Here is a 12,189-nt window from a genome sequence, read left to right as displayed (position 1 = left end):
CCAGCGCAGCGGGACGAACTAATGCGTTATGCGGAGACCAGTTCGTGCCAGTCGCCTACGAGCGGCAGGTTGTGCGCTTCGGAGACCGAGTGGTGCGCCACGTGGCCGGCTGCAATGTTGAGGCCGGCTGCGAGGGCGGGGTCCTTCTCGAACGCGGCCTTGACGCCGAGGTTGGCCAGGGCCACGCCGTACCGCAGGGTCACGTTGGTCAGGGCGTAGGTGGACGTGTTCGGGACCGCGCCGGGCATGTTGGCCACGCAGTAGAAGATCGTGTTGTGGACCTTGTACGTGGGTTCCTGGTGCGTCGTGGGGTGGGTGTCCTCGAAGCAGCCGCCCTGGTCCACGGCGATGTCCACGAGCACGGAGCCGGGCTTCATCCGGGAGACGAGTTCGTTGGTGACCAGCTTGGGGGCCTTGGCGCCGGGGATCAGCACGGAGCCGATGACCAGGTCCGCGTCCACCACAGACTTCTCGATTTCGTACTTGTTGGACGCGACCGTCTTCAGCCGGCCCTGGTACTGCGCGTCGAGTTCGCGCAGGCGGTTGATGTTGATGTCCAGGATGGTGACGTCCGCGCCAAGGCCCAGGGCCATGGCTGCGGCGTTGGTGCCTGCGACGCCGGCGCCGAGGACAACAACCTTGGCCGGGCGGACGCCCGGGACGCCGCCGAGGAGGACGCCCTTGCCGCCGGCCGGAGCCATCAGGGAGGTGGCGCCGACCTGAACGGACAGGCGGCCTGCAACCTCTGACATGGGGGCCAACAGCGGCAGGGTGCGGCCTTCCTGGACCGTTTCGTAGGCGATCGCGGTGACGCCGGAGTTGATGAGCTCCCGGGTCAGCTCGGGCTCGGCGGCGAGGTGCAGGTAGGTGAAGAGGATCAGGCCCTTGCGGAAGCGGTGGTATTCCGCGGCGATGGGTTCCTTGACCTTCATGACCATGTCGGCGCGGGCCCAGACGTCATCGGCTTCGGTGACGATCTCGGCGCCGGCGATGGCGTATTCCTCGTCCGTGATGCCGGAGCCCAGGCCTGCGCCGCGTTCCACCAGGACGGTGTGGCCGTGGGTGCGGAATTCGTGTACCCCGGCGGCGGTGATGGCCACGCGGAATTCGTTGTTCTTGATCTCTTTGGGGACGCCGATAATCATGTCTTGGGCTCCATTGTTGGTGGCCTTTGTGGGCCGGACGTGCGGGGAATCTGGTACTTCCAGAATAAATCCGCGTGTGAGGTAGCTGACAGGATGCCGCCAGGCTGGCGGGCTGGCTTCCGCTTGTTTCCGGGCTTTTCGAAATTGCAAGCTAGACATCTGTCGAGCTGTGAAGCGTCAGGTGTCGCCTGCTGTCCGTTCACGTTCCGGCGGCGGCGGGCAGTAAGGTGGCAACCATGCACCAGCAGGATGTGGAACAGCTCGTGGAGCAGGTAGCCGTCAAGCTCGGCCGTGGACTGTCGCTCGAGGATCTCGACGGCGTCCTGCTCGCCTACAGCTCCAACCAGTCCCATGCGGACCGGGTCCGGGTGAACTTCCTGCTCAGCAAACGCGTGCCGGCGGATGTGAAGGCGTGGCAGCTATCGCACGGAATCGCGACGGCGGTGCGTCCCGTCGTCGTACCCGCCAACGAGGACCTTGGCATGCTGGGACGAGTCTGCGTCCCGCTGCTGGTCCGCGGTTTCCGGGTCGGCTACCTGTGGGTGCAGCAGGACATTGACGACCAAAGCGCGACAGCGATCCTCACCCAGCTGCCCGGCGTCCGGGACGAACTCGAGCTTCTGTCCGGGCTGCTCCTGGAGTCGAACACGGCCGAATCGGAGTTCCGGCGCCGCAGGGAGCAGGAGTTCCTGAGTGCCTGCCGGGGTGAAGCCAATGCCGTTGCCGCCGTGGCCGGCTGGAAGGAAGTGCAGGGCCGCGGTCCGTGGCAGCTGGTCACAGTGCTCGACGCCGACGGCTGGGCGGAGGGATCCGACCCCATCGCCTCCACCCTGATCCACCGGTCCTCGGCCCTGCAGGCGACCATCGGGGTGGACGCGGCGCTCTTCAGTGCCGGCACGGAAACCCATGCGGTGGTCCTGTTCCGGGAATCCACCGGGCGCGCGGCGCATGCGCAGGTCCTGGTCCACTACCAGCTGGAACTTGCCAAGCGGTCCGGGCGGCCGGTGCACCGGATCATCCTCGGAACAAGCGAAGGCTTCGCCAAGCCGCGCCAACTGGCAGACGCCTACCGGCAGTCCAGGCAGGCTGCGCAGGCCGCCGCCGTGGATCCCCAGCTGGGCGAACTGGTGGATTGCCGGGCCACCGGTGTTTACCAGCTGCTGGCCTCGGCCGGTGGCGGCGCCGGCGCCTGGGCCGATGCCGGATCCGTCTACTGGCGCATCCTGGAGGACCACGACCGGAACGGTGAGCTCCTGCCCGTGCTGGAGCTCCTGTACGACAATGACGGTTCAGTGCAGGACGTCGCCACCAGGCTGCATCTGCACCGGAGCAGTATCTACAACCGGCTGGGCCGCATCCGGCAGGTCCTCGGCGTGGATCCGCTGAAGGGCATGGTCCGGCTGGAACTCCACGCGGCGCTCAAGGCACGCCGCTGGGCAGGACGCCCACGGATTTAGGCGGCCGCGGACCTAGTTCCCGAAGACCTTCCGGGCCAGGAACTCATTGCGGAATTTGTGCTCCGGATCCATCCGTCCGGCAAGGTCTTTGAAGTCGGAAAAGCGCGGGTACAGGCCGGCCACGGCATCGGCGCCGGCATGGAACAGCTTGCCCCAGTGCGGCCGGGCGTTGAAGGGCGCCAGAGCCTCCTCCATGACGGGGAGCACCTTCTCCACCTCGTCCTGCCGCTGCTTCCACGTGAAATGGAACCCCACCGAATCCTGGCCGTAAGCGGTGCTCAGCCAGAGCTTGTCCGCCGCCACGGTGCGGATTTCCGAGACAAGCAGCAGCGGGGTGATGCGGTCCGAGAGGGTGCGGAGCTCCCCGATGGCGTCCACGGCGTGTTCGCGGCGGACGAAGAACTCGCTCTGCAGTTCCTCGCCGCTGCTGGGTGTGAAGGCCATGCGGAAGTGGGCCAGCCGCTCGGACCAGGGCCCCGGAAACCCGAGTTGCTCGGTGCAGTTTTCGGCCGATACCCCGGGCAGGGGGTGCCGGGCGACGCCGGCCCGCGTCCCGCCGAAGAATGTGCCGGCGGCGAAGGCCTCGCCGGCCAGGGCCGCCGGGCCGGGTGCGGCCGCGCCGGAGACGCGGCTCTTGAGCCAGGCCTGCGCCACGGCGTCCCCGCTCCAGTCCGTAAACAGGCTGACGCTGTAAGCGCTGGAGGTGGCGGCGTCGAAATTTCCCAGAACCGTTTCCCAGGGAAGGGCTTCGAAGACGTCCTGCCGCACCGTGAAAGTGGGTTCGATGTCCAGCGTCACTTTGGTGACGACGCCCAGGGCGCCAAGCCCGACGACGGCGCCGTCAAAGTCGGGCGAGCTGCCGCGGTTGAGGCGGTGGACGGTTCCGTCCGCTGCCACGATTTCCAGTGCGGCGACTGACGTTGCGAGGTTGCCGTTGGCATCGCCGGAGCCGTGTGTTGCGGTTGCGATGGCTCCGGCCACGGAGATATGCGGGAGGGAGGCAAGGTTGGGCAATGCGAAACCGGCGGATTCCAGCCGCTCCGCCAGGGTGCCGTAGCGGGTGCCGCCGGAGACCGTGACGGTGCGCGCCGCGGCATCGATGCGGATGCCGGGGTCCAGGTCTTCAAGGGAGACCAGCGATCCGGGGGAGTCGGCGATGGCATTGAACGAGTGCCGGGAGCCCAGGGCGCGGATTTTCGAGGCGCCGGCCACCACCTCCTGGACTTCTTCGAGGGTGCGCGGACGGTGGATCGAAGCGGCCGTATAGCGGTAATTTCCGGCCCAGTTCAATTCCGGAGCGGAGCCTCCGGCTCCGGTGCCCCCGCTTAGCCCGGGCAGTTCGCTGACAGTGCGCATTGCATCCCTTTCGCGCCGGACCACCGGGGCCATCGGCAAAATTGTTACCGCTAACAAGTCTGGTGAGCGATCCCGCCCCGTGTCAATGGCCATCCACGTGCCAGATGCGTCAGCGGTCCTCGACCGACGTCCGGGACTGGCTTTGTTCCAGGAGGCGGACGGCAGCTTCGCGCCGGCGGCGGGCGAGGTGGCTTTCCAGGCCTTTGGAGACGGCAACAAAGGCCACGCAGCTGGCCATAAAAGCGGCGGTGTTGTTCAGGCCCATGGCCGTTCCGAGGGCGGCAGTCAGCAGCATGGCGGCGAACCCCGCCACAATGTGCCACCCTCTGAATTTACCCACAAATAAAGGGTAACCCCGGCCTTTGCGGCGTTCCGGCGGTAAGCGGGGATCGTTGCTTGATCCTTATCACTGCTTCACAAATTGCATCCGGCGCTACATCAAAGCGGCTCGTCGCCGCTGCCGGCCGACTTGGTCTTCTTCTGCCTCTCCAGCCATTCCATGATGGCCGCCAGCCGGATCCGCCGGTGCGTGCCGCGGTACTCCACCGGAATTTCGCCGCGGTCCGTCATATTGCGAAGGTACGTGTGCGAGATGCCGGCGAGGTCCGCAGCCTGGGAAGTCGTCAGCATTTCCTCAACGCTGCTGACCGTCACCGCTTCGCCACGGCTGAAGCGGCTCAGGAGATCCACCACGGCGTCGCGCGCCTGCGGCGGCAACCGGTGGACCGTGCCGTCCACAAACACCGTGATGTCATGGCTGCCGTCGAGGGCATGCTTCAGATTCAGGGCTTCATCGCCGGGAAGCCCGGCCGTCACGCGGGGAGCAATCAATGCCATGCGGAAATCCTAGCGCCCCCTGCGCGACCCGGCCGGTATCGATGATCCAGTACCGATGCCGCTATACGGCGTCGAGGTCCGTCTCCAGGAGGGCGACCAGCGCATCCAGTGCCTGGTCGGCGCCGTCGCCGTCGGCCCGCAGCACCACGACGTCTCCCTTGGCTGCACCCAGCGTCATCAGCGAAAGGATGCTGGCGGCATCGAGGGCTTCCTCCGCAGGCTCGCCCTGCATGGAAATGGTGACGTCAACGCCGGCATTGCCGGCCGCTTCGGCGAACAGCGCGGCAGGGCGGGCGTGGAGGCCGGAGCGGCTGGCGATGGTTGCGGTACGTTCGGGCATTGCTTCTCCTGATGGATTGTCGGTGGGCGGCTGTTAGAGGCCGAGTTCAGTGAGCACGGGCAGCTTTTCGCGCACCCAGGACCGGGCTTCAGTGGCGCTCGGTGCGGACAGCGCCAGTTTGGCCAGTTCCTGCGCTTCGGCCAGCGTGACGGTCTTGAGCACCGCGGCCACGGCCGCCAGCGACCGTGCGGTCATGGACAACGTGGAGACGCCGAGTCCGGTCAGTACGACGGCGAGGGCCGGGTCCGCAGCAGCCTCGCCGCAGACGCCCACGGGTTTGTTGTGGCCCTCCGCGCGCGAGCCCTCAACAGTGAGGCCGACGAGGCGCAGAACGGCGGGCTGCCACGGAGTGTTCAGCGCGGCCAGCGGGCCGAGCTGCCGGTCGGCCGCCATGGCGTACTGGGTGAGGTCGTTGGTGCCCAGGCTGGCGAACCCCACTTCGCGCAGGATTGCCTCGGCCGTCAGCGCGGCAGAAGGGACCTCCACCATGACACCCGGGGTCTTGATGCCGGCGTCTGCACACATGGAGGCAAAGCGGGCGGCCTCTTCCGCCGTGGAGATCATCGGGGCCATGACCCACACGTCCGCTTCGGACTGCTTCTCGGCCAGGGCTATTGCCTCCAGCTGGCGGTCCAGGACGCCGGGCGTGGTGAAGTCCGTGCGGTAGCCTCGGACGCCGAGGGCGGGGTTGGGCTCCGTGGAGTCGGTCAGGAACGGGAGCGGCTTGTCGGCGCCGGCGTCGAGTGTCCGCAGCACCACCTTCTTGCCCGGGAAGGCATCAAAGACGCTTTTGTAGGCTGCGGCCTGTTCTTCCACGGTGGGTTCGGTGTCCCGTTCCAGGAAGCAGAACTCGGTGCGGAACAGCCCCACGCCCTGGGCGCCCAGTTTCGCGGCCGCCTCGGCATCCTTGCCGCCGCCGACGTTGGCGAGGAGGGGCACAAGGTGGCCGTCCGCCGTCGCGCCCGTTCCGCTGAACTCGGCCAGCAGGGAAGCCGTGGCTGCCCATGCTTCCGCCGCGGTACGCAGCGATTCGTCGGGCTCGGCCGTGATGGTGCCGGCCGCGCCGTCCACATAGACCTCCATGCCGTCCGCGAGTTCGTCCACGCCGACGGCGGCGACGACGGCAGGAAGGCCGAGGGAGCGGGCGATGATGGCGGTGTGGGACTGGGGTCCGCCGCCTGCCGTGACGAGCGCCAGGACCTTGTTCGGGTCCAGGGTGGCGGTGTCGGCGGGTGCCAGGTCCTCGGCCACCAGAACGAACGGCGTGGCGGAGGCGGGGATGCCGGGTGCGGGCACGCCGCGCAGCTCGGCGACGATCCGTGCGCGCACGTCCAGGACGTCGGTGGCGCGTTCAGCCATGTAGCCGCCCAGGTTATGGAGCATTTCCGAGACGGAGGAGCCGGACTCCCAGATGGCGCGCTCACTCGAGGCGCCGCGGGCAACGAGCTTGGCGGCACCCTTGATCAGCATGGTGTCCTTGGCCATCAATGCCGTGGCTTCCAGGACGGCCTTGCCATCGCCCGTGGCGTGCGCGGCGCGGGCCTTCAATTCGTCGTGCACGGCCTGGGAGGCCGCCTTGAGGGCGGCTGTCGCGTCCTCGGCCGTGACGCCGGCGGGCAGCTGTTCGCCTGCCGGCGGCTCACTGATGGGCTTGGGCATTTGGCGGATGGTGCCGATGATCCGGCCGGGGCTGACGCCTACTCCTTGGAAGTTCTGCACTGAAGGTCCTCGTTCTCTGCCGTAAGCAGGCCCCGCCATTCGTTGCCCGGGCGATTGCCCGGACCGTCGCGACGGCTACGTCCGACGGCTTTTGCGGTGCCTGAAAAAATTGTATGTGATGCACTTCATATAGCGTTGCTATAGGTGCTAGGGTAGCGGTTATGAGTTTCGATGGCCAGCTTCCGCCCAAAGTTCGGTTGCTGCGTGCAGCCGCCGAACTGCTGGCCAACTCCGGGGGCGCGGCAGTTTCCACCCGCCAGATCACCCAGCTGGCAGGGGTCTCCGCTCCCACCCTCTATCACCACTTCGGTGACAAGGAAGGGCTGTTTGACGCCGTCGTCGCGGCGGGTTTCGAAGAGTACGTGGCCGGCGAACGCGACTTCGCGCCGTCCGGTCATCCGCTGGAAGACATCAGGCGGATGTGGGACAACCATGTGCAGTTCGGGCTGAACCAGCCGGAACTGTACCTGGTCATGTTTGGCAACATTCGTCCTGAGAGCCGTCCGGCCATCGTCGCCGATGCCGAGGCGCTCATGGAGGAAATGCTGAACAAAGCAGCAGTGGCAGGGCAGTTGAACGTGCAGCCGCGTGAGGCGGCCAGAAGCATACTGGCGGCGAACGTGGGCGTGACGCTGATGCTGATTGCGGAACCTGCCGCGGAACGCAACCTTGAACTATCCACCATGACCCGTGACGCCATGATTTTCGCGGTGTCCGCGGAGCAGGCCAACGGCGCCGGTCCCGACACGTCCGGTAAATCGTCGGTTGTGGTCGCAGCAATCGCCTTGAACGCCGCGCTCCAGGCATCGCACTCTGACCAGCTCTCCAGCTCGGAACTCAAGCTCTTTCTCGAATGGCTCCACCGGATCTCCACCAGTTCCACCAGTTAGTCGTCGGAAAATATCGGACCATCCTGCGGTGCAGCAGGAATCACGGTTAGGAAATCACATGGCAACAGAGACAGTTGCAAAACCCCGCACAAGCATGCGGGTCCACGTCCAGAGGTTCGGGACGTTCCTGTCCGGAATGATCATGCCCAACATGGGGGCCTTCATCGCCTGGGGCATCATCACGGCCTTCTTCATTCCGGCCGGCTTCACTCCCAATGAGGAACTGGCCAAGCTTGTCGGGCCAATGATCACCTACCTCCTGCCCCTCCTGATCGGCTTCACCGGTGGCCGGATTGTCCACGGCGTCCGCGGCGGCGTTGTGGGCGCAGTCGCGACAATGGGAGTGATCGTCGGTACCGACATCCCCATGTTCATCGGTGCCATGATCATGGGGCCGCTGACGGCGTGGATCATGAAGAAGCTGGACAAGGTCTGGGAAGGCCGGGTCAAGCCGGGCTTCGAGATGCTGATCGACAACTTCTCTGCCGGCATTGTTGCCGCGGCCCTGGCCATCTTCGGCATGCTGGTGATCGGCCCGGTGGTGAAGGCCTTCAGTAACGGCGCCAGCGCCGTCGTCGAATTCCTGGTCAACAACGGACTGCTGCCGTTCACCAGCATCTTCATCGAGCCGGCCAAGGTGCTGTTCCTGAACAACGCCGTCAACCACGGCATCCTGACGCCGCTGGGGACGGAGCAGGCGCTCGCCAATGGCAAGTCCATCCTGTTCCTGCTCGAAGCCAACCCCGGCCCCGGCGTGGGCATCCTGCTCGCCTACATGATTTTCGGCAAGGGCCTGGCCAAGGCCTCAGCCCCCGGCGCCGCCCTGATCCAGTTCGTCGGCGGCATCCACGAAATCTACTTCCCGTTCGTGCTGATGAAGCCCATCATCATCCTGGCCGCCATCGGCGGCGGCATGACCGGCATCTTCACCCTGGTGCTCACCGGCGCCGGCCTGCGCTCCCCGGCCGCCCCGGGCAGCATCATCGCAGTCTTCGCCGCAACCGCCAGCGACAGCTACTTCGGGGTGGCACTGTCCGTGCTGCTCGCTGCCACGGTGTCCTTCCTCATCGCTTCCGTGATCCTGAAGGCCAGCAAGACCCCCGTCGGTGAGACCGAGGAGGACAGCCTGAGCGCCGCCACCTCCCGGATGGAAGCCATGAAGGGCAAGAAGAGCTCCGTCTCCTCCACCCTGACCGGTGCGGGAGCAACCACGGCCGTTATGGCGGGTCCCATCAAGAACATCGTGTTTGCCTGCGACGCCGGCATGGGCTCCAGCGCCATGGGCGCCTCAGTGCTGCGGAATAAGATCAAGGCCGCCGGCTACCCCGACGTCAAGGTCACCAACTCCGCCATCGCCAACCTGAGCGACACCTACGATGTTGTCATCACGCACCAGGACCTCACCGAGCGGGCCAAGCCCGCCACGGGCAGTGCCGTGCACGTGTCCGTGGACAACTTCATGAACAGCCCGCGCTACGACGAGATCGTGGAGCTGGTCAAGAGCAGCAACACCGAAGGAACGGCTGGGGCAGCTGCTCCGGCTGCGGCCGCGGCGCCAGTTGCGACTGCCGCCCCGGCAGCTGCCGAAGCCGCAACGCCGTCGGACATCCTGGTGGCTGACAGCGTGGTCCTCAACGGCACGGCAACCACCCGCGACGCCGCAATCGACGAAGCGGGCCGGCTGCTGCTGGACCGTGGCGCCGTGGACAGCGGCTACATCGATGCCATGCACGAACGCGAGGAATCCGTGTCCACGTACATGGGCAGCTTCCTGGCCATTCCGCACGGCACCAATGCCGCCAAGGACCACATCATGAAGTCTGCCGTGTCCGTGATCCGTTACCCGAACGGCATCGACTGGAACGGCAAGGAAGTCAAGTTCGTCGTGGGCGTGGCCGGCATCAACAACGAACACCTGCAGATCCTGTCCTCCATCGCCAAGGTGTTCACCAACAAGGCGCAGGTGGCCCAGCTCGAGGCGGCCACCACAGTTGACGAAGTGCTGGAACTGTTCGGAAAGGTCAACGCATAGTGAAGGCTGTCCATTTTGGAGCCGGGAACATCGGCCGCGGCTTTGTGGGACTGCTGCTGCACCAGGCAGGCTACGAACTCGTGTTTGCCGACGTCGCGGATGAGCTGATCTCGCAGCTCGCCGCCGCGGACAGCTATGACGTCCACGAAGTGGGGGACAACCCCACGGTCCGTACCGTGGACAACTTCCGGGCGCTCAACTCCGCGACCCAGGAAGCGGACGTTGTGGCGGAGATCGCGACGGCGGACGTCGTCACCACGGCGGTGGGGCCGCACATCCTGAAGTTCGTGGCCCCGGTGATTGCCAAGGGCATCGCGGCCAGGGCTGCCGGGCTGGCCCCGCTGCAGGTGATGGCGTGCGAGAACGCCATCAACGCCACGGACATCCTGCGGGACGAAGTGGCGGCGCAGTGGGACCCCGCTACCGGACCGCTCGAGGCCGCGGCGGTGTTCGCCAACACGGCCGTGGATCGGATCGTGCCCAACCAGGAGCCGGGCAAGGGCCTGGATGTCACGGTGGAGACGTTCTACGAGTGGGTCATCGACCGCACGCCCTTCGGGGAGAATGTGCCGGTCATCCCGGGCGCCACGTTTGTGGACAACCTGGAGCCCTACATCGAACGGAAGCTGTTCACCGTGAACACCGGGCACGCCTCGGCTGCATACTTCGGGTTCGAGGCAGGGCTTGGCAAGATCTCCGAGGCCATGGCTGACCAGGATGTCGCTGCGGATGTGCGCGCTGTCCTGGACGAGACCAAAGAGCTGCTGATCCATAAGCACGGGTTCAACCGTGAGGAGCAGGAAGCCTACGTCGAGAAGATCCTGGGCCGCTTCACCAACCCGCACCTCCCGGATACCGTGAACCGGGTGGGCAGGGCGCCGCTTCGCAAGCTCAGCCGGCACGAGCGGTTCATCGGCCCGGCCGCGGAACTGGCCGAACGCGGAATCGTGCCGGAGGCGCTGCTGGGAGCCATTGCCGCTGCCCTGCGCTTCAATGATCCCGCCGACGCCGAGGCAGCCGAGCTGGCGCAGATCGTGGCGTCGTCCACGGCTGCGGAGGCCACGGAGAAGGTGACCGGCCTGACGCCCGGACATCCGCTCTTTGCGGCCGTCGAGGCGCTGGTGGAAGAGGTCAAGGCGGAGGTTAAGGCCTAGGGCTCCCAGCGGACGCTCTCTCACTTCCTGCCGCTTTTTCACAGACGCTCTCTCACCCCGCCTCGCCGGGTGAGAGAGCGTCTGTGTTTTTGGCGCAGGAAGTGAGAGAGCGTCTGTGGCAGGCTGGCTGTGTGACCTCCGAGCGCTACGACCTGCCCGACCTGCCCAAGCAGCCCGCCCTCCTGACCCTCGACGTCGAGCGCGGCATCTTCCGCCTCCGCCGCGCGACGCGGGCGGACCTCCCGCAGATCCTGGAGCTGCTGGCTGACGACCGGCTGGGTGCAACCCGCGAGGACACCTCGGACATGGGGCCGTATGAGCGTGCCTTCGAGGCGATCGACGCCGATCCTTGCCACCTTCTGGTCATCGGCGAGCTCCTCGAGCAGGGGAAGCCGGCCGGCCCGGTTGTGGCCACGTTCCAGCTGAGCTTCATCCCGGGCCTCTCGCGGCGGGGCTCCTGGCGCAGCCAGATCGAAGCCGTCAGGGTGTCGGCACAGTTGCGTGGACTGGGGATCGGAGCCGCCATGGTCACGTGGGCAGCGGAGGAGTCCCGCCGTCGGGGGTGCTCGCTGATGCAGCTCACCACCCACAAGTCGCGCAGAGACGCCCATCGCTTCTATGAACGTCTCGGCTTCGAAGCCAGCCATGAAGGAATGAAACTCACGCTTTGACGCCCCGTGAGGCAGCCCGGAGTGAGAGAGCGTTGAGGTTTTTCGCGCCAAAAGTGAGAGAGCGTTCGGGTTTTTCCCGCCAAAAGGGAGAGAGCGTTGGTTGATTTTTAGGTACCCTAACTGTTAGGGTACCTAACTATGAGCAACGTTCAGTCCGCGCCCGTCGCGCTGCAGACCCTCGCCCAGGATTTCCGGGAAGCGCTCCGCCACAGCGTCTACCTGGTCCGCCGCCTCGACGCGGAGGGCGAGCTCAGCGCCGCGCAGCTCAGCACGCTCAAGATGCTGCTTGGCGACAGCGTCCGGGTCGGCGAAATAGCCAGGAACCTGGGCGTCCGGGTGCCCAGCGCCACCGAGCAGATCATCAAGCTCGAGAAGGCCGGCCTCGTGCGCCGCGACCCCGATCCGGACGATTCGCGCGCTGTGCGGGTTGTGCTTACCGCGGAAGGCCGTGCCGCCGTCGACTCCGCCAATGAGCGGCGCAATGCCGTCATGGCCGGAATCCTCGAAACCCTCACCGATGATGACCGGCGGGCCCTCGCCGCCGCGCTCCCGGTGATCGAAAAGATCAATGGAACCCTTCACAACTAA

General features: G+C 66.2%; 12 protein-coding genes. 6 read left to right on the top strand and 6 right to left on the bottom strand.

From position 1 onward, the window contains the following. Positions 1–26 precede the first annotated feature (26 nt). Entirely contained in the window at positions 27–1,145 is a 1,119-nt protein-coding gene (gene ald, locus ACSQ12_RS20980) for an alanine dehydrogenase (protein ID WP_305942786.1), read from the bottom strand. Between the two features lie 236 nt (positions 1,146–1,381). Between ald and ACSQ12_RS20975 the strand changes: the two genes are divergently transcribed. Then, complete coding sequence (locus tag ACSQ12_RS20975) at positions 1,382–2,602, top strand: PucR family transcriptional regulator (protein ID WP_209741928.1); 1,221 nt, start codon at positions 1,382–1,384, stop codon at positions 2,600–2,602. A 12-nt stretch (positions 2,603–2,614) separates the two neighbouring features. On the opposite strand, the gene ACSQ12_RS20970 is transcribed toward ACSQ12_RS20975, so the two are convergent. The 5 genes from ACSQ12_RS20970 to ptsP all read right to left on the bottom strand — a co-directional run bounded on the left by ACSQ12_RS20970 (position 2,615) and on the right by ptsP (position 6,854). Next, positions 2,615–3,958 (bottom strand): FAD-binding protein, encoded by a 1,344-nt coding sequence (locus ACSQ12_RS20970; protein WP_436066774.1) that lies wholly within the window; start codon positions 3,956–3,958, stop codon positions 2,615–2,617. 109 nt (positions 3,959–4,067) lie between these two features. After that, complete coding sequence (locus tag ACSQ12_RS20965; RefSeq protein WP_011693832.1) at positions 4,068–4,298, bottom strand: hypothetical protein; 231 nt, start codon at positions 4,296–4,298, stop codon at positions 4,068–4,070. A gap of 98 nt (positions 4,299–4,396) precedes the next feature. Beyond that, positions 4,397–4,795 (bottom strand): helix-turn-helix domain-containing protein, encoded by a 399-nt coding sequence (locus ACSQ12_RS20960; RefSeq protein WP_436066773.1) that lies wholly within the window; start codon positions 4,793–4,795, stop codon positions 4,397–4,399. A 61-nt stretch (positions 4,796–4,856) separates the two neighbouring features. Next, positions 4,857–5,135, bottom strand: coding sequence for an HPr family phosphocarrier protein (locus ACSQ12_RS20955; RefSeq protein WP_436066772.1), 279 nt, complete (start codon positions 5,133–5,135; stop codon positions 4,857–4,859). 33 nt (positions 5,136–5,168) lie between these two features. After that, positions 5,169–6,854, bottom strand: coding sequence for a phosphoenolpyruvate--protein phosphotransferase (gene ptsP, locus ACSQ12_RS20950; protein WP_436066771.1), 1,686 nt, complete (start codon positions 6,852–6,854; stop codon positions 5,169–5,171). Positions 6,855–7,015: 161 nt separating this feature from the next. Here ptsP and ACSQ12_RS20945 point away from each other — a divergent pair, with 161 nt between their 5' ends. From ACSQ12_RS20945 to ACSQ12_RS20925, 5 genes are all read left to right on the top strand, one after another. After that, positions 7,016–7,744, top strand: a complete 729-nt coding sequence (locus ACSQ12_RS20945) for a TetR/AcrR family transcriptional regulator (RefSeq protein WP_011693828.1) — start codon at positions 7,016–7,018, stop codon at positions 7,742–7,744. 58 nt (positions 7,745–7,802) lie between these two features. Further along, positions 7,803–9,776: a PTS mannitol transporter subunit IICBA gene (locus ACSQ12_RS20940; RefSeq protein WP_436066770.1), complete on the top strand. Its 1,974-nt coding sequence runs from the start codon at positions 7,803–7,805 to the stop codon at positions 9,774–9,776. Beyond that, positions 9,776–10,930, top strand: a complete 1,155-nt coding sequence (locus ACSQ12_RS20935) for a mannitol-1-phosphate 5-dehydrogenase (protein WP_436066769.1) — start codon at positions 9,776–9,778, stop codon at positions 10,928–10,930. The genes ACSQ12_RS20940 and ACSQ12_RS20935 overlap by 1 nt, the downstream gene beginning before the upstream one ends. Positions 10,931–11,061: 131 nt before the next feature. Continuing rightward, positions 11,062–11,601 carry an N-acetyltransferase family protein gene (locus tag ACSQ12_RS20930; RefSeq protein WP_436066768.1) on the top strand — a complete coding sequence of 180 codons (540 nt, stop codon included), beginning with the start codon at positions 11,062–11,064 and terminating at the stop codon, positions 11,599–11,601. Positions 11,602–11,739: 138 nt separating this feature from the next. Beyond that, positions 11,740–12,189 carry a MarR family winged helix-turn-helix transcriptional regulator gene (locus ACSQ12_RS20925; RefSeq protein WP_436066767.1) on the top strand — a complete coding sequence of 150 codons (450 nt, stop codon included), beginning with the start codon at positions 11,740–11,742 and terminating at the stop codon, positions 12,187–12,189.

Source organism: Arthrobacter sp. LjRoot14 (assembly GCF_964253905.1).
Lineage (GTDB): Bacteria > Actinomycetota > Actinomycetes > Actinomycetales > Micrococcaceae > Arthrobacter.
The sequence above is the reverse complement of the archived record's forward strand: the minus strand, read 5'-3'. Positions and strand labels throughout refer to the sequence as shown.